The organism is Cellulomonas pasadenensis, from assembly GCF_047229365.1.
In the GTDB taxonomy this organism is placed as follows: Bacteria; Actinomycetota; Actinomycetes; order Actinomycetales; family Cellulomonadaceae; genus Cellulomonas.
In genome coordinates, this window is the sequence record NZ_JBFTEP010000016.1 from 26,590 (window position 1) to 43,379 (window position 16,790).

At 74.4% G+C, this 16,790-nt stretch carries 14 protein-coding genes; 7 read left to right on the top strand and 7 right to left on the bottom strand.

Annotation, left to right across the window (positions count from 1 at the left end; translation table 11 throughout):
* Positions 1-26 precede the first annotated feature (26 nt).
* Both AB6N23_RS04120 and AB6N23_RS04125 read right to left on the bottom strand, forming a co-directional pair.
* Positions 27-974 carry a carbohydrate ABC transporter permease gene (locus tag AB6N23_RS04120; RefSeq protein ID WP_489671995.1) on the bottom strand — a complete coding sequence of 316 codons (948 nt, stop codon included), beginning with the start codon at positions 972-974 and terminating at the stop codon, positions 27-29.
* A complete protein-coding gene (locus AB6N23_RS04125) occupies positions 967-1,911 on the bottom strand; it encodes a carbohydrate ABC transporter permease (RefSeq protein ID WP_412864831.1) in 945 nt (314 codons plus the stop codon). Before AB6N23_RS04125 ends, AB6N23_RS04120 begins: the two co-directional genes overlap by 8 nt.
* Positions 1,912-2,178: 267 nt before the next feature.
* Between AB6N23_RS04125 and AB6N23_RS04130 the strand changes: the two genes are divergently transcribed.
* Together AB6N23_RS04130 and AB6N23_RS04135 are read left to right on the top strand one after the other, a co-directional pair.
* Entirely contained in the window at positions 2,179-4,161 is a 1,983-nt protein-coding gene (locus tag AB6N23_RS04130; RefSeq protein ID WP_412864832.1) for a DUF6807 family protein, read from the top strand.
* Complete coding sequence (locus AB6N23_RS04135; RefSeq protein ID WP_412864833.1) at positions 4,158-5,378, top strand: Gfo/Idh/MocA family protein; 1,221 nt, start codon at positions 4,158-4,160, stop codon at positions 5,376-5,378. Before AB6N23_RS04130 ends, AB6N23_RS04135 begins: the two co-directional genes overlap by 4 nt.
* Positions 5,379-5,536: 158 nt before the next feature.
* Here AB6N23_RS04135 and AB6N23_RS04140 read toward each other — a convergent pair whose 3' ends face one another.
* The 3 genes from AB6N23_RS04140 to AB6N23_RS04150 all read right to left on the bottom strand — a co-directional run bounded on the left by AB6N23_RS04140 (position 5,537) and on the right by AB6N23_RS04150 (position 9,465).
* Positions 5,537-5,737 (bottom strand): hypervirulence associated TUDOR domain-containing protein, encoded by a 201-nt coding sequence (locus AB6N23_RS04140; protein WP_412864834.1) that lies wholly within the window; start codon positions 5,735-5,737, stop codon positions 5,537-5,539.
* Between the two features lie 131 nt (positions 5,738-5,868).
* Positions 5,869-8,139 (bottom strand): rhamnogalacturonan lyase family protein, encoded by a 2,271-nt coding sequence (locus AB6N23_RS04145; RefSeq protein WP_412864835.1) that lies wholly within the window; start codon positions 8,137-8,139, stop codon positions 5,869-5,871.
* 114 nt (positions 8,140-8,253) lie between these two features.
* Positions 8,254-9,465 (bottom strand): alpha-hydroxy acid oxidase, encoded by a 1,212-nt coding sequence (locus tag AB6N23_RS04150; RefSeq protein ID WP_412864836.1) that lies wholly within the window; start codon positions 9,463-9,465, stop codon positions 8,254-8,256.
* 204 nt (positions 9,466-9,669) lie between these two features.
* Here AB6N23_RS04150 and AB6N23_RS04155 point away from each other — a divergent pair, with 204 nt between their 5' ends.
* The 4 genes from AB6N23_RS04155 to AB6N23_RS04170 all read left to right on the top strand — a co-directional run bounded on the left by AB6N23_RS04155 (position 9,670) and on the right by AB6N23_RS04170 (position 13,789).
* The gene (locus AB6N23_RS04155) at positions 9,670-10,995 is read left to right on the top strand and encodes an ABC transporter substrate-binding protein (RefSeq protein WP_412864837.1); all 1,326 of its coding nucleotides are present in this window, start codon (positions 9,670-9,672) and stop codon (positions 10,993-10,995) included.
* A gap of 214 nt (positions 10,996-11,209) precedes the next feature.
* Positions 11,210-12,106 (top strand): carbohydrate ABC transporter permease, encoded by an 897-nt coding sequence (locus AB6N23_RS04160; protein ID WP_412864841.1) that lies wholly within the window; start codon positions 11,210-11,212, stop codon positions 12,104-12,106.
* Positions 12,107-12,180: 74 nt separating this feature from the next.
* Positions 12,181-13,035 (top strand): carbohydrate ABC transporter permease, encoded by an 855-nt coding sequence (locus tag AB6N23_RS04165; RefSeq protein ID WP_412864842.1) that lies wholly within the window; start codon positions 12,181-12,183, stop codon positions 13,033-13,035.
* A gap of 103 nt (positions 13,036-13,138) precedes the next feature.
* Entirely contained in the window at positions 13,139-13,789 is a 651-nt protein-coding gene (locus tag AB6N23_RS04170; RefSeq protein ID WP_412864838.1) for a hypothetical protein, read from the top strand.
* A gap of 368 nt (positions 13,790-14,157) precedes the next feature.
* Here the strand turns inward: AB6N23_RS04170 and AB6N23_RS04175 are convergent, their stop codons facing one another.
* Entirely contained in the window at positions 14,158-14,679 is a 522-nt protein-coding gene (locus AB6N23_RS04175) for a PadR family transcriptional regulator (RefSeq protein ID WP_412864839.1), read from the bottom strand.
* Between the two features lie 39 nt (positions 14,680-14,718).
* Between AB6N23_RS04175 and AB6N23_RS04180 the strand changes: the two genes are divergently transcribed.
* Positions 14,719-15,144, top strand: a complete 426-nt coding sequence (locus AB6N23_RS04180) for a hypothetical protein (protein WP_412864840.1) — start codon at positions 14,719-14,721, stop codon at positions 15,142-15,144.
* A 255-nt stretch (positions 15,145-15,399) separates the two neighbouring features.
* Here AB6N23_RS04180 and AB6N23_RS04185 read toward each other — a convergent pair.
* Positions 15,400-16,790, bottom strand: a 1,391-nt coding sequence (locus AB6N23_RS04185; RefSeq protein ID WP_489671996.1) for an ABC-2 transporter permease, incomplete at its 5' end; no start/stop codon positions are given.

Sequence of the window (16,790 nt, forward strand, 5' to 3'; positions counted from 1 at the left end):
CGGGTGGTGCCGTGCGGGTGCAGGGGCTACTTGATGCCGGTGGTGGCGATGCCCTTGACGAGGTACTTCTGGCCGAACAGGAACGCGAGGAAGACGGGGATGATCGACACGATCGACATGGCGAACATCGGGCCCCACGAGCTCTGACCCGTGGAGTCGAGGAAGGTGCGCAGCGCGACCGGCGCGGTGTGCATGTCCGGGCTGGTGAGGAAGATCAGCTGGCTGAAGAAGTCGTTCCAGGTCCAGATGAACGTGAAGATCGCGGTGGTCGCCAGGGCCGGCAGCGCCAGCGGCATCATGATCCGTGCGTAGATGCGCCCGTGACCGCAGCCGTCGAGCCGCGCGGCCTCGTCGAGCTCACGCGGGATGCCGCGGAAGAACTGCACCATGAGGAACACGAAGAACGCGTCCGTGGCGAGCAGCTTCGGCACGATGAGCGGCCAGAACGTGTTGATCCAGCCCACCTGCGAGAACAGGATGTACTGCGGGACGATCACCACGTGGATCGGCAGCATGATCGACATCAGCATGATCGCGAACCACAGCTTGCGGCCGCGGAACTCCAGCCGCGCGAACGCGTAGGCCGCCATCGAGCACGCGACGAGGTTGCCGAGGAGCGAGCCCAGCACGACGATCGCCGAGTTCATGAGGTAGTGCCCGAACGGCCGGGCCAGCGCGTTCCAGCCCTCGGTGTAGTTCGTGAAGTCCGTCTCCGCCGGGATGAGCGACAGGTCGCGGAAGATGAGGTCGGTCGGCTTGATCGAGCTCACGAGCAGCCAGATCAGCGGGTAGATCATCACGACGGCGAGCGTGACGAGCCCGACGTGCTTGAGCACGGAGCGGACGTTCGAGCGCCACGGCGAGGGCTGCCGGGAGGGCCCCGCCTCGGCGGCGAGGGCGCTGGTGCGGGCCGCGAGGGAGCCCGGGGCGGGAGTGGCGGTGGCCGGTTCGGTGCGCACGCGGACCTCAGTCATCGTAGAAGACCCAGAACTTGGAGGCGAAGAAGTTGATCGCCGTGAGCACGGCGACGATGAGGACGAGCAGCCACGCCATCGCGGACGCGTACCCCATGTCGAAGGCCGTGAAGCCGCGCTGGTAGAGGTACAGCGTGTAGAACATCGTCGAGTCCGCCGGTCCGCCGGTGCCGCCGCTGACGACGAACGCCTGCGTGAACGACTGGAACGCGCCGATCACCTGCAGCACGAGGTTGAAGAACACGATCGGCGTGAGCAGCGGCAGCGTGATGTGGAAGAACCGCCGCAGACGTCCGGCACCGTCGATCGACGCGGCCTCGTAGTACATCTCCGGGATCTGCCGCAGGCCGGCGAGGAAGATGATCATCGGCGCGCCGAACGTCCACACGTGCAGCAGCACGAGGGTCCACAGCGCCGTGTCCGGGTCCGACACCCAGCCACGACCCGGCACGTTGAAGAACGCCAGGAACGCGTTGACCAGACCCTCGACGCCGAACACCTGGCGCCACAGGATCGCGATGGCGACCGACCCGCCGAGCAGCGAGGGCAGGTAGAACACCGAGCGGTAGAACGGCAGGCCGCGCATGCCCCGGTCGAGCAGCAGCGCGAGCCCGAGCGCGGCGAGGAGCTGCAGCGGCACGCCGACGAGGACGTACGTGAACGTCACGCGCAGCGCGTTGTGCAGGCGGGTGTCCTCGAGCATCCGCGCGAAGTTGTCGAGGCCGACCCACTCGGGCGGTGCGAGGAGGCTGTAGTCGGTGAACGACAGGTAGGCCGACGCGACCATGGGCCCGACGGTCACCAGCAGGAGCCCGGCGAACCAGGGGGCCAGGAACAGGGCGGCAGCGCGTCCGTCCCCGCGGCGCAGGGGCGCGCGCCCGGGCGCACTGCTCGGGCCTGAGCGCGCCGACCGGCGCAGCTCGGAGACCACGGACATCGTCGATCACCTCTTCGTGCTCGGCGTCACTCCCGGGCGTCGTCGCCCGGGAGGCCTGGGTCCGCGGTGCCCTCCGGTCCGTGCCGCCGCGGGTGCGGGCGGGACGGGCGTTCAGGAGGAAACCGGTTCCCGGCCGGGACGCTACCACGCGCTCCGGGCGTTGGGAACCGGTTTCCCGTGGTGTATGGTCCGGACGAGCGGGGAGCCCGGACGCGTCGACGGAGACGCGGTCGGCGGGGCCCCGCCGGAGCGAGCAGGAGGCCGCACGTGCCCACAGAACGGCCGCAGACCCGCTGGCCGCGCGGCGCCACGACGATCGCCGAGGTGGCCACGGCCGCCGGCGTGTCCCGCGCCACGGTCTCGCGCGTCATGAACGGGCGGGACTCGGTCGACGCGGACATGGCCGCGCGCGTCCGGGAGGTCGCCGAGCGCCTGCAGTACCGGCCGAGCAACGTCGCGCGCAGCCTGTCCCTGGGCCGCACCGAGACGGTGGCCGTCGTGGTGCCCGACCTGGCCAACCCCATGTTCCAGCAGGTGCTGCGCGGCGTCGCCGGGGCGGCGGCCGAGGCGGGGTACCGCATCCTCGTCGCCGACACCGCGGAGCACGCGGGCGACGAGGAGAAGGTCGTCGTCGACGCCCGCATGCGGTGCGACGCGGTCGTCCTCGTCTCGCCGCGGATGCCCGAGCGTGCGCTGCGCGCCCTGCTGCCGCAGGTCCGGCCGGCCGTCGTCATCAACCGCGCGCCCGACGGCACGACGCCGACGCTCGAGATCGACTACGCGGACGGCATCGGCCAGATCGTCGACCACCTGCTCGGCCTCGGGCACCGCCACCTGCTCTACCTGGCCGGCCCGCCCGAGAGCGCCTCGCACCTGCGCCGCCTGGAGGCGCTGCGGGTCGCCGCGGCGCACCGCTCGGGCGTCCGGCTGTCGGAGATGCCGACCGGCGCGACCGTCGAGGCCGGCTACGCGGTCGCGGGCGACGTGCTGGCGGCGCGGCCCACGGCGGTCGTCGCCTACAACGACCTCGTCGCCTTCGGCCTGCTCGCCCGCCTCAACGAGCTGGGCGTCGCCGTGCCCGGCGACCTGTCCATCGTCGGCTTCGACGACATCGAGCTGGCCCGCTTCGCGACCCCGTCGCTGACGACGGCGGCCGTGCCCCAGTCCGAGCTGGGACGGCTGGCGTGGGAGCACCTGCGCCCCGTCCTGGCGGGAGGAGAACCCGTGCAGGACCCCGCGCCCGTCCGCCCGACGCTCGCCGTGCGGGCGAGCACCGGCCCCGTGCCCCCGTCGGTGCGCCTCGCGCGCGCCGCCGAGGGCGGCACCCCGCAGGCCGCCACCGACCCGCTGCGCGACGTCGCGTGGCGGCTCGAGCCGGGCGTCCCCGCCGCCGAGGCGACCGCCGAGCTGGTCGGCGCGTCGACCGCCGCGCACCACGGCGAGCTGCCGCTGGCCCGGTACGTCACCGGCGCCGACCTGCCGCCCGTGCACGCGCCCCGCCCGTACCTGCACCCCGTGCACACCGCGGGCGGCACCGCGCTCACGGACGTCAGCCCCGTCGACCACCGCCACCACTACGGCCTCTCGTTCGCCGTGCCCGTCGTCAACGGCACGTCGTACTGGGGCGGCCGCACCTTCCTGCGGGACGAGGGACCCACCCTGCTGCCCAACCACGGCCGGCAGGTGCCGCGCTCGCGGCGGGTCGCGGGCGGGGCGCTCGTCGAGGACGTCGCCTGGCTCGACGAGCGCGGCGCGCCGCTGCTGCGCGAGGACCGCACGCTCGAGGCGCACCCGTGGCCCGACGCGCGGGCCTGGCTGCTGCGCTGGTCGAGCACGCTGCACGCCGAGCACGGCGACCTGCGCTTCGAGAGCCCGGCGACGAACGGACGGCCGCAGGCCGGGTACGGCGGCCTGTTCTGGCGGCTCGCCGCGGCCGACACGACGTCGGTGCTGGGCGAGGGCCTGGCGGGCGAGCACGCCGTGCACGGCAGCCGCTCGCCGTGGCTGGCGTTCGTGCAGCGCCGCGAGCTCGCGTCCGCGACCCTCCTGCTCGTCCAGCCGCCCGACCAGCTGCGGCCGTGGTTCCTGCGGGTGGCCGAGTACCCCGGCGCCGGGCCGGCGCTCGCCTGGGACGCGGTGACGCGCGTGCCCGCCGGCGGGACGCTCGAGGCCGGGCTCGCGGCCGTGCTCGTCGACCGGGCGCTCGGCGCCGACGAGGCGGCGGAGCTGGCGGCGCGGGCGTGGGCGTGACGGGCACGGGCCCGGCGGGCACGGGCGTGGCGGGCACGGGTGTGGCCGACGTCGCGGTCGTGGGCGTGCACGGGCACGGCGCGTCCCACCTGCGCCGGGTGCGTGCGCTGGCCGCCGAGAGACGCGCGCGGCTGGCCGCCGTCGTCGACCCGCGACCGGTCGCGGGCACCGTGCTGACGGAGCCGGACGCCGACGGCACGGCCCCGCTCGTGCCCCCGGACGCGCGCTGGTACCCCGACCTCGACGCGCTGCTCGCCGACGCGCCCCCCGACGTCGTCGTCCTGTCGACGCCGATCCACACCCACCTGCCGCTCGCGACGGCCGCGCTGCGCGCCGGCTGCGACGTGCTGCTCGAGAAGCCGACCGTCGCGACGCTCGCGGAGCATACGGAGCTGGTCGAGGTCGTCCGCGCCACGGGCCGGCGCTGCCAGGTCGGGTTCCAGACGTTCGGGTCGGGCGCCGCCGACGAGCTCGCGCGCCTGGTCGCGTCCGGGGAGCTGGGCGAGGTGACGACCGTCGGTGCCGTGGGCGCCTGGGTGCGGCCGCGCGCCTACTACGCGCGGGCGGCGTGGGCCGGGCGGCGCGAGCTCGACGGCGTCGCGGTCGTCGACGGCGTCGTGACGAACCCGCTGGCGCACGCGGTCGCGACCGCGCTGAAGGTCGCGGGCGCCACGCGTGCCGACGACGTCGCGTCGGTCGAGCTCGAGCTGTTCCACGCGCACGCCATCGAGGCGGACGACACCTCGTCGGTCGTCGTGCGGACGACCGCCGGCCGGACCGTCGCGGCCGGCCTCACGCTCTGCGCCGCCGAGCGGCAGCCGGCGACCGTCGTCGTGCGCGGCACCGCCGGCGAGGCGACGCTGCGCTACGAGTCCGACGAGCTCGACGTCCGCACGGCGCGCGGCACCCGCACGATCCGCACGGGACGGCGCGACCTGCTCACCGACCTGCTCGACGCGCGCCGCGACCCGGCGGCCCGCCTGCGCTGCGCGGTCGAGGCGACGGGCGCCTTCATGGCCGTGCTCGACGCGGTCCGCACCGCGCCGGACCCCCGGCCGGTGCCCGAGGAGCTGGTCACGTGGGTCGGCACGGGGCAGGACGCGCACCCGGTCGTCACGGACGTCGAGGCGTGGTGCGCCGCGGTCGCCGAGCGCGGCGCGGGATTCGGCGCGGTGGGCGCGCCGTGGGCGGTCCCGGCGGCGGTCCCGGCGACCTGAGGCCCGGGCCCCGGCCCTCTGCCTCCCGGGATCCTGCGCCCGCTCGCCGAGGTCGCCTCCTCGGCGCCGAGGTCGCCGGGACGGGCAGGCGACCTCGCCGCGCACGAGGCGAGCTCGGCGAGGGGGTGGGTCGACCGTGCGGGGCCGGCCGGCCGGCGTCAGTCCTCCGCGTCGAGCGACGACTCCTTGTGCGCAGCCCGCTTGCCGCTCTTCTCGGACTCGACGAGCCAGTACGGCTCGTCCTTCGACGCGCGGAACTGCTGCCCGTCGAACGTGAAGTCCTCGGTGCGGCGCTCGACCGTCTTCCCGTGGGTGCGGCCCTGCGACGTGTTCCAGCTGACCTTCTGCCCCTTGTGCATGCCGTCGACGCTAGGCGCCGGCCGGCGCCGCGGCACCCGGAGCGGGGGTGGTCCGTCGGTGGGAGCTCCGCGGCCGGCACGCCGACGCGCCGCGTCCCGGGTGGGCCGCGGCGCGTCGACGGGCGTTCGCGTCAGCGCACGTACAGGCGCTGCTGCGGGGGAGCGGTGAACGGGTCGCCGAGGAAGAACGACGGGTGCGGCGGCTGGTTGTACGCGGTGTTCTGCCAGGCCAGCGCGACGCGGTACATCGGGTCGTGCAGGAGCGTCGGCACCCGCAGCGACGTGCGGTTCGGCGTCGCGTAGATGCGCAGCGCGGCCTCGTCCGACCGTGCCCAGATCACCTCTTCCCGCCAGTCGCCGAGGATGTCGCCCGACAGCACCGGCGTCGACTTGGTGCCGTTGTTCGACCGCACGGACGCGCCCGTGAGCAGACGCGTGTCGCCGCCGGTGCCGTACTTGTCGATGCGCGTGCCGTCGAGCAGCTCGCGCACCGGGTCGGCGTCCCACCAGGCGAGGAAGTTCGCCGACGACGGCTTGCGCCCGACGGCGGCGCCGTTCGCGGCGTTGCGCAGGTCCGGCTCGGAGCTGGACCACGCCTCGGCGCCCGGGCTGCCCGCCCAGATGTCCGCCGCGACGCCGCGCCCGTTGTCCCCGCCGGACGGGGAGCGCCACAGCGTCTGCCCGGTGCGGGCGTCGGCCACCCACATGTTCGGCTGGTTCGACGACTCGGTGACCTTGAAGTACTCCAGCCCCGGCCGGGACGGCACCAGGTCGCCGACGTGCCCGGCGTCGCCGTGCCCGGTGCCGTTCGTCCAGAGGCCACGCCCGTCGTCGTCGACCGCCGCGGCGCCGTAGAGGATCTCGTCGCGCCCGTCGCCGTCGACGTCCGCGACCGACAGCGAGTGGTTGCCCTGCCCCGCGTAGCCGCCGTTGCCGGAGCTGCTCGAGTCGAACGTCCACCGGCGGGTCAGGCGCCCGTCACGGTAGTCCCACGCCACGACCACGGCGCGCGTGTAGTAGCCGCGCGCCATGACGATCGACGGCCGCTGCCCGTCGAGGTAGGCCGTGCCGGCGAGGAACCGGTCGACCCGGTTGCCGTAGCTGTCGCCCCAGCTGCTCACGGTCCCGCGCGCCGGGACGTAGTCCGTCGTGGCGCCGACCGCGCCGGTGTCGCCGCGGAACACCGTGAGGTACTCGGGCCCGGAGAGCACGTAGCCGTCGCCGTTGCGGTGGTCGGCGTTCGCGTTGCCGATCACCTGCCCGGTGCCCGAGCGGGTGCCGTCGGCCGTCTTGACGGCGACCTCGGAGACGCCGTCGCCGTCGTAGTCGTACACCTGGAACTGCGTGTAGTGGGCCCCGGCGCGGATGTTCCGGCCGAGGGCGATGCGCCACAGGCGCGTGCCGTCCATCCGCAGGCCGTCGAGGAACACGTTCCCCGTCACCCCGGACTGGCTGTTGTCCTTGGCGTCGGTCGGGTCCCACTTGAGCACGATGTCGAGGTCGCCGTCGCCGTCGAGGTCGCCGACGCTGCCGTCGTTGATGACGTGGCTCGACGACGGCCGCGAGACGGGGACGTCGAGGTAGCCGTTGGCGAAGGTGAGCGACGCCGCGGACGGTGCCTGCTCGGCACCGCCGACGACCGCGCGGACCGTGTAGCGGGCGCCGGCCGCGGCGCCCTCGTCGCGGTAGTTCGTGGAGTCGGTGACCGGCGAGGACGTGAGGCGGGTGCCGTCGCGGTAGACGTGGAAGCCCGTCGCGCGGTCCTCCCAGCCGAGCAGGCGCCACTGCACGAGGTTGCCGTTGCCCGAGCGGACGGAGACCAGGCCGCGGTCCAGGTCCTCGAGCTGCTTGGCGCCGGCGGTCGGCGTCGTGGGCGCCGGGTTCGGGCCGGTCGTCGGCTGGGCGGTGGGCTGCGACGTCGGCTGCGTGGTGGGCGTGGCCGTCGGCTGGGTCGTCGGCTGCTGGGTCGGCTGCGCGGTCGGCGACGCGGTCGGCGCGACGCTGCCGGTGCACGTGGTGCCGTTCAGCGCGAACGACGTGGGCACCGGGTTGGTGCCGGACCACGCGCCGTTGAACCCGAAGCCCACGGTGCTGCCGCTCGGCAGCGCGGCGTTGTAGCCGGCGTTGCGCGCCGTCACCGTGGCCCCGGACTGGCTCGCGACGGCGTTCCACGCCTGCGCGACGGTCTGGCCGGCGCCGAACTGCCAGGTGAGCGTCCACCCGTCCAGGGGGTCGCCGAGGTTCTCGACGCGGACGTCGGCGCCGAAGCCGCCGCCCCACTGGTTGGTGATCGCGTACGTGACCCGGCAGCCCGGGGCGGCCTGCGCGGCGGGTGCGAGCGCGAGGCCGGTGACGGCCGTGGCGAGCGCCGCCGCGGCGGCGCCTGCGCGGAGTGGTCTCATGACGTCCCCTTCGACGAGATGCGGCGCACCGGTGCGTCGCGTCCCGGACGCTAGCGGGGAGAACGTTTTCCGGGTCCAGCGGTGAAAGGTTTCACGGCTGGCCGGGGACCCGCGTCAGGGCAGGCGCACGTGCCGCTCGCCGAGCTGGCTGACGTCGTTGACCCCCAGCAGGGCCATGGTCCGGCGGACCTCGCGCGACAGGATCTCCACCGCGCGGTCGACGCCGCGCTCACCGCCGGCCATCAGCCCGTACAGGTACGCGCGGCCGATCAGCGTGGCCTTCGCACCCAGCGCGAGCGCCGCGACGACGTCCGACCCGTTCGTGATGCCCGTGTCGACCCACACCTCGGTGCGGTCGCCGACGGCCTCGACGACGTCGGGCAGCAGGCGCAGCGGCACCGGCGCCTTGTCGAGCTGCCGGCCCCCGTGGTTGGAGAGCACCACCGCGTCCGCGCCGGCGTCGGTCACGCGGCGCGCGTCCTCGACGGTCTGGACGCCCTTGATGATGAGCGGCCCGTCCCACGATGCGCGCAGCCACTCCAGGTCCGCGATCGTCATGGTCGGGTCGAACAGCTTGTCGAGCAGGTCCGCGACCGTGCCGCCCCACGAGCTGAGCGACGCGAACGTCAGCGGCTCGGTGGTCAGCAGGTTGACCCACCAGGCGGGGTGCATGCCGGCGTCGAGCACCGTCCTCACCGTCAGGGCCGGCGGGATCGAGAAGCCGTTGCGGGTGTCGCGCAGGCGCGCACCGGCGACGGGCACGTCGACCGTGAGCATGAGGGCCTCGTAGCCGGCGGCCTTGGCGCGGGCCATGAGGTCCTCGCCGGCGCCGCGGTCCTTCCACACGTACAGCTGGAACCACTTGCGCGCGTCCGGCGCCGCGGCGGCGACGTCCTCGATGGACGTCGTGCCCATCGTGGACAGCGCGTACGGGATGTCGCGACGCTCGGCGACGCGCACGACGGCCCGCTCGCCCTCGTGGTGCATCATCCGCGTGAAGCCGGTCGGGGCGAGCGCGAAGGGCTGGGCCGACGGCCGGCCGAGGTACTCGGTGGTGGTGTCGACGTGGCTGACGTCGTGCAGGACCGACGGCCGCAGCTCGAGCTCCCGGAACAGGCGGCGGGCGCGGCGCAGGGTGATCTCGGCCTCGGCGGCACCGTCGGTGTAGTCGAAGACGGACCGGGGTGTGCGGCGCTTGGCGACGCGGCGCAGGTCGGCGATGGTGAGGGCGTCCTCGAGGGCCCGACGCGTCGGGTCGAGCCGCAGCGGCTTGGGCTGCAGCAGCGGTGCCAGCTCGGACCACTTCGGGAGCTGTCGGCGGGTCATGGGTCACCTCGGGTGCGCGTCGTCGGGCAGGGAGCCGGGGGCTCCGGGGAGGGTAGCCCGGTCGTGCGGGCGGCCCGCCGCGAGGGTGGGTTGCCGGTCCGGACCACAGGATTGTAACGTTTCATCGCGAAGCGTTGACACCCCCGGAGCGGCGCACCTAGCGTGCGGAATGCGCTTTCACCCCGAGCAAGGAGGCTCACCGCAATGAAGCGATCCGTCCTCAAGGTCAGCGGCCTGGCCGCCGTCGCCGCCCTCGGCCTCGCCGCGTGCAGCGGCGGCAGCGGGGGTGAGGCCTCGCCCGCTGCCAGTGGCGGTGCCGGCGACACCACCCCCGTCACCATCGACTTCACGTGGTGGGGGAACGACGACCGTGCCGCCCGCTACACGCAGGCCCTCGAGCTGTTCAACGAGGAGTACCCGCACATCACGGTGAACCCGAACTTCGCGGCGTTCCCCGACTACTGGACCCAGCGGTCCACCGAGGCGGCCGGGCGCAACCTGCCCGACGTCATGCAGTTCGACCTGTCCTACCTGCGCGAGTTCAACCAGAGCGGCCAGCTGCTCGACCTCGCCCCGTACATCGAGGGCGGCACGATCGACACCTCGGGCTTCGACGAGACCCTCGTCGAGTCCGGCGTGCTCGACGGCAAGACCATCGGCATCCCGACGTCGACCAACACGCTCGGGATGTTCTACAACCCGAACCTGCTCGAGCAGGTCGGCGTCGAGTTCCCCGACGCCGAGACGTACACGTACGACGAGTACAACGAGTTCATCTCGGCCGTCTCGGCCGCCGGCCAGTCGACCCCCGAGGGCTACCAGGTCTACGGCGGGGGCGACTACACCGGCACGTTCTGGTTCTTCGTGCAGTACCTGCTGCAGAAGGGCATCACGCCGTTCGAGGAGGACGGGACGCTCGGCTTCGACGAGGCCGACGTCATCGAGTACCTCGAGATGACGTCCGACCTGCGCGCCGACAAGCACGTGTACCCGGTCGAGCGCGGCGTCGCGCTCAAGCCGCTCGGCGGCTTCACGGTCAACGAGTCCGCGTCCGAGATCAGCTGGGACAACTTCCTCGCCGGCTACGTCGCCGACTCGGGCACCGAGAACCTCGAGATCACCCAGATCCCGTCGGTCGAGGCCGGCGAGAAGGCGCTGTTCTTCAAGCCGTCGATGCTCTACTCGATCGGCGCGAACACCGACGCGCCCGACGCGGCCGCCACGCTCGTCAACTTCCTGCTCACCGACCCCGAGGTCGGCGCCATCTTCGGCACCTCGAAGGGCGTCCCCGCGGACGAGGAGCAGCGCGCCGCCGTCGAGGCGCCCGAGGGCTCCGTCGACGCCAAGGTCATCGCGTACGAGGAGGCCGTCGCCGAGGAGGTCACCGAGACGACGCCGATCCCCGTCAAGGGCTTCGGCACCATCGAGGCCAAGTGGCTCGAGCTCGGTGAGAACCTGAACTACGGCACCATCACGCCGGAGCAGTTCGCCACGGAGTGGTTCGCCGAGGCGGAGATGGCCACCATGTGACCCCCGGTCCGGGTCGCGCCACCGCGCGCGGCCCGGACCGCACCGCCGGCACCGACGCCGGCACCCGTGCCCGGGGCGCCCGGGTCCCGCGCCCGTGCACCGGGGCGGGCCCCGGGGCCCGACGGCCCCCGACCGTCGCACCCCACAGATCGGAAGCACCGTGACCCTCACCGCCGAGGCGAGCGCGACGCGGACCGCCGCGTCCCCGTCGCCCATCCGGCGCCGCCGCAAGGCCGCCGAGACCCGAGCCGGCTACGCGTTCCTCGCCCCCTGGCTCCTCGGGTTCCTGCTGCTCACCGCAGGCCCGATGGTCGCGTCGCTGTACCTGGCGTTCACGAACTACAACCTGTTCACGTCGCCGGAGTGGGTCGGCCTGGAGAACTTCCAGCGGCTCTTCCAGGACCCGAACTACATCCAGGCCTGGAAGGTCACCGCGACGTACGCGCTGATCGGGACGCCGCTCAAGCTGATCTCCGCCCTCGCGGTCGCGATGCTGCTGAACAACAGCCGCCGCGGGCAGGGCTTCTACCGGTCGGCCTTCTACGCGCCCTCGCTCATCGGCGCGAGCGTCTCCATCGCCATCGTGTGGAAGGCGATGTTCATCGACAACGGCATCGTCGACCGCGCCGGGCAGGTGTTCGGCCTGCCGTCCGGCGGCTGGGTCGGCGACCCGTCGCGCACGATGCCGATGCTCATCCTGCTGACGATCTGGCAGTTCGGTGCGCCGATGGTGATCTTCCTCGCCGGGCTCAAGCAGATCCCGACGGAGCTCTACGAGGCCGCGGCGGTGGACGGCGCGGGCCCCGTGCGCAAGTTCCTGAGGATCACCATGCCGATGCTCTCGCCGGTGCTGTTCTTCAACCTGCTGCTCGAGACGATCCACGCGTTCCAGATCTTCGCGTCGGCGTTCATCATCTCGTCCGGCACGGGCGGGCCGGCGCGGTCCACGCTCTTCTACACGCTCTACCTGTACTTCCGCGGCTTCCGGGACTTCCAGATGGGCTACGCCTCGGCGATGGCCTGGGTGCTCGTCCTGGTCGTCGGCGCCATCAGCTTCGTCATGTTCCGCACCCAGAACCGGTGGGTGCACTACTCGGGGGAGTCCAAGTGAGCACGACCGCCCCGGCCACGCCGCCGGCCACGTCGGGACGCCACGGCCTCCCGACCGCGGAGCACTCCGCCGAGCTGCGCCGCCGCAACCAGTCCCGCGGGCGCGTGCGCTCGCTCGCGTTCCACGTGCTGTCGCTCGCCGTCGTCGCCGTGATCCTGTACCCGGCGGTGTGGATGTTCGTGTCCACGCTCAAGCCGTCGAGCGAGATCATCGGGTCGGTCAGCATCCTCCCGACGACGGTCACCCTCGACAACTTCGTCAAGGCGTTCGCCGGCATCGGCGGGGTGTCGTTCTGGCAGTTCTTCCTGAACTCGCTGCTGCTGGCGCTGGGGTCGGTCGTCGGCATCACGCTGTCCTGCTCGGTCAGCGCCTACGCGTTCGCGCGGATCGACTTCCCCGGCCGCGGGCTGTTCTTCACGCTCATGATCGGCACGCTGCTGCTGCCGTTCCACGTCGTGATCATCCCGCAGTACATCGTGTTCAACCAGCTCGGCCTGGTCGGCACGTACGTGCCGCTGCTCATCGGCAAGTTCCTCGCCGCCGAGGCGTTCTTCGTGTTCCTCATGGTGCAGTTCATGCGGAACCTGCCGCGCGAGCTCGACGAGGCCGCGCGGATCGACGGCGCGGGCCACGTGCGCATCTTCACCGCGATCATGCTGCCGCTCATGAAGCCCGCGCTCGTGACGAGCTCGATCTTCGCGTTCATCTGGTCGTGGAACGACTTCTTCGGCCCGCTCATCTACCTGAGCTCGCCCGAGACGTTCCCGCTGCCGCTCGCGTTGCGCCTGTTCGTCGACCAGACGAGCGTCTCCGACTACGGCGCGCAGATGGCCATGGCCGTGCTCGCGCTCCTGCCCGTGCTGCTGTTCTTCCTGCTGTTCCAGCGGTACCTCGTGCAGGGCGTCGCGACGCAGGGCCTCAAGGGCTGACCCGCCACGCCGGCCGCGGCCGGTCGGCGGTGCCCGGGGGGTGCCGCCGGCCGGCCGTCGTGCGTGCGCGGCCGACCGATCCCGACGTGTGAGGCTGTGACCCATGACCGACGCGACCGACGCGCCCGACGACGACGCCCGCCGCGACCCGCGCGCGCCGGACCCCACCGCGCCCGAGCGGCGCGGGGCGTTCGGCGGTGGCCGGTTCGGGCTGCTCAGCGAGGTGCTCGTCGTGGGGCTCGGCGTGTCCGTGCTGAGCCTGCCGGTCGTCACGGTGCTGCCCGCGCTCGCCGCCGGTGCCGCGCACGTGCGCCGGCACCTCACCGGCGAGACCGACCGCGTGGTCGACCTGTGGCACGAGTTCGTCGCGGCCCTGCGGGGGGTGTGGCCGTACGCGCTCGCGTCCCTGGCGCTGCTGGTCCTGCTGTGGTTCAACACCGCGGTGGCCGGCACCGGCCTGCTGCCCGGCGGCACCGGCGTGCTCGTGCTGTCGCTCGCGGTCGCGGCGATGCTCGCCGTCGTGCTGCTGCGCGCCGCCGGCGGGTGGCGACGCGGCGCGTCGTGGCGGCAGGTGATGCGCGACGCCGGTGCGCGCGCCGGCGACGACCTCGCCGGGTCGGGGCTGCTCGTCGTGGCGATGGGCCTGTGCGGCGTCATCGTCTGGATGCTCGCGCCGCTCGCGGTGCTGGTCCCCGGGCTGCTGGCCCTCGCCGTCGTCGCGGTCGAGCACCGCGCGGCGGCGCGCACCCGCTGACGTCACGGCCGCCCGCCCCACCGCCACCGCCACCGGCAACCGCCACCGCACCGCCGACCCGGCTGTTGTGCAGAGTCCGCGGGCGGGGGTGCTGTGCAAGGGCCGATTCGTCGCGTCGAGAGCGGGTCGGCAGCCCGAGGTCCTGACGGTCGTCCCGACGGCGTCCTGTTCGGCGTCCCGGGTGGCGGCCCGGCTGTTGTGCAGCGTCCGCGGGCGGTGGTGCTGCACAACCGCCGGTTCGTCGTGGCGGGCGGCGGATCGGGGGTCCGAGATGTCGACGGTCGTCACGACGGTCGTCCCGGCCGCCGACCCGGCCGTCGTGCAGGGTCCCAGGCCGTGGATGCTGCGTGACCGCCGGGTCGCGGCGGTCACCGGCCGGGCGGGAGGGCGGCGAGCGACGCCTCCACCCACTCCAGGTGGGCGCGGGCCATGCGCTCGCCGTAGTCGAGCGTGATCAGGCCGTACGGGTGGTCCGGCGACGGCGGCTCGGCGGCGACCTCCGCGCGCACGGCCGCGAGCGCCGCCAGCTGCGCCGCCGCCCGGGCGCCCGCGTCGCGCAGCAGGGCGCGGCACGCGTCCGGGCCCAGCGTGCGGCCGAAGAACAGCCGGAGGAGCAGCGGGTTGCGCGGGGGACCGACCTCGTACGGCTCGGCGAGCCGGGCGCGCAGACGGGTGCGACCCGTGGGCGTGATCGTGAACCGGCCGTCGTCGTCCTTGGTGACGAGCCCGGCGGCGGTGAGTCGGGCCAGGGTCGGGTAGATCTGCCCGAAGCTCTCGCTCCAGAAGTGCCCGAGCGTCTCGACGATCGCGGCGCGGACCGCGTAGCCGGTCATGGGGGCGGTGGTGAGGGCGCCGAGGACGGCGACGTCGGTCTGTGCGCGGCGGGTCACACGTCGACTATATCTGACAGATATGGTCTGATGGCGCCCATGACGACGACCACCGAGACGGAACGGCGCGCGGGACGCGCGGCCGCGGCCCTGCTGACCGGCGTGGCGGGCTTCCAGCTGGCGATGGCCGCGGGTGCGCCGTGGGGAGCGGTGGCCTACGGCGGCGGGCACCCGGGGGTGCTCCCCGACGAGCTGCGTGTGACGAGCGCGGTGGCGGTCCCGGTGTACGCGACGCTCGCCGCGGTGGCGGCCGGCGTCGGAGGGCCGCGACTGCGGCGGGCGGTGCTGCGCGGGACGACGGCGCTGCTCGTGGTCGGCTGCGCGGTGAACCTCGCGTCCCCGTCGCTGCCCGAGCGGTTGATCTGGGTGCCGGTGTCCGCCGCCGCCGCCGTCCTCACGTGGCGGGCCGCGCCGGCCCGCACCGCCGCCGGGCCGGTCGGCCGCACGGCGTCCCGGACGGCCTGACGGAGTCCCGACCCGGGCCGGCGAGGCCGAACCGGCCCTCCTGCACCGTCCGGAGCGGCCGTCGCTGCACGACGGCCGGTTCGCGAGGACGGACCGGCGACGCCTCCGGACGTCGCCTGCCGGTCGCCGTGCCGGTGGCGAACCGGTCGTCGTGCAGCCGTCCGGGTGGGTGGTGCTGCACGACGGCCGGTTCGCCGGGAGCGGCCGGAGGAGGAGCGGTCGGGGCGGTGCCGGCGTGGTCGGCGTCGCGGCCCGTCAGGCGAGTGCGGCCACCGTCCGGCGGCCGTGGACGGCGCGCGTGCGGGCGACCGCGCCGGCGGTGGCGGCCAGGGAGGCGGCGCCCCACACGACGAGGACGACGAGGGCGCCGGGGGTGGACGAGCCGTCCCCGACGACCCCGCCGACGGCGTCCGCGACCGGCGCGAGCGGCAGCCACCCCACGGTGCCGGCGACCCAGTCGGGGACGGTGGCGGCCAGCCCGGCGACGAGGAAGACGAAGCCGGCGACGACGGCGACCACGCGACCGGCGGGGCCGGTCCACGCCGCGACGGCCTGGTGGAACGCCGCGAGCACGATGCCCGCGAGCAGCCCGACGACGGCGAGGCCGACGGTGCGGCCCGTGCCCTGGCCCGTGACGCCGCCGACCACCAGCCCGACGACGGCGCCCTGCACCGCGCCGAGCGCCGCGGGCAGCGCGAGCGCGCCGAGCACCGTGCCGAGCGCGGACCGCGTCGACCCGCCGACGCGGCGCGGCAGCGGCGGGAACGCCAGGAACAGCGCCAGCGCGCCGACCCACAGCGCCACCGCGGTGAGCGCCGACACCGGGCCGAGGGGTCCGGCGACGGACGTGGCCGGCGCGACGACCGGCGTCGCGACGACGTCGGCGAGCGCGGCTCGCTCGTCCTCGGGCGTCACCGGCAGCTGCGCGACGGCGTCGCCGAGGCCCGTGCCGATCTCGGCGGTGCCGTCGGCGAGCTGCGTCGCGCCGTCGGTCGCCGCGCGGGCGCCGTCCGCGAGCTGCGCCGTGCCGGCCGCGACCTGGTCGGCGCCCGAGCCGAGCGCACCGACGCCGGACGCGAGCGTCCGCGTCCCGGTGGCGAGCTCCGCCGCGCCGCCGGACACGTCGCGCGCGCCGCCCGCGAGCGTGCCGAGCCCGTCGGCGAGCTGGGTGGCGCCGGTGCTCAGCTGCTGCACCCCGGCGTCGACGGACGCGGTGCCCGCCGCGAGGCCCTGGGCCCCCGTGGCGAGCTCGCCCGCGCCGGCGACGAGCCGGTCCACCGCGGTCGGCGCCGCGCCGCCGCCGGGACGCAGCTGGGCGGCGATCCGGTCGGCGCCGTCGGCGATGCCCGTGAGCGTCCCGGCCTGCGCCGCGAGCTGCTGCTGCGCGGCGAGGAGCGCGCCGCACGTGGCGTCGGACGACGCGGGCGTGCAGCCCTCGGCGGCCACGGCGGCGGCGACGGCCTCCTGGGCGTCGCCCGACCCGGCGGCGGTCTGCCGGCCCGTCGTCGCGACCCCGTCGAGCTGCGTCGCGACCTGCCCGAGCCCGGGCGCGAGGGCGTCGCGGAACGTCGCGGCCCCCTGCGCGAGCTGCGCGCCGCCCGCGGCGAGCGCCCCCGCGGTGGCCTTGCCGATGCCGGAGTCCGAGC

Excerpts from the sequence above, each read along its gene's own strand:
- AB6N23_RS04125 (WP_412864831.1), bottom strand. The coding sequence starts at position 1,911 with ATGTCCGTGGTCTCCGAGCTGCGCCGGTCGGCGCGCTCAGGCCCGAGC.
- AB6N23_RS04120 (WP_489671995.1), bottom strand. The coding sequence starts at position 974 with ATGACTGAGGTCCGCGTGCGCACCGAACCGGCCACCGCCACTCCCGCC.
- AB6N23_RS04150 (WP_412864836.1), bottom strand. The coding sequence starts at position 9,465 with ATGACCCGCCGACAGCTCCCGAAGTGGTCCGAGCTGGCACCGCTGCTG.
- AB6N23_RS04180 (WP_412864840.1), top strand. The coding sequence starts at position 14,719 with ATGACGACGACCACCGAGACGGAACGGCGCGCGGGACGCGCGGCCGCG.
- AB6N23_RS04155 (WP_412864837.1), top strand. The coding sequence starts at position 9,670 with ATGAAGCGATCCGTCCTCAAGGTCAGCGGCCTGGCCGCCGTCGCCGCC.
- AB6N23_RS04170 (WP_412864838.1), top strand. The coding sequence starts at position 13,139 with ATGACCGACGCGACCGACGCGCCCGACGACGACGCCCGCCGCGACCCG.
- AB6N23_RS04145 (WP_412864835.1), bottom strand. The coding sequence starts at position 8,139 with ATGAGACCACTCCGCGCAGGCGCCGCCGCGGCGGCGCTCGCCACGGCC.
- AB6N23_RS04140 (WP_412864834.1), bottom strand. The coding sequence starts at position 5,737 with ATGCACAAGGGGCAGAAGGTCAGCTGGAACACGTCGCAGGGCCGCACC.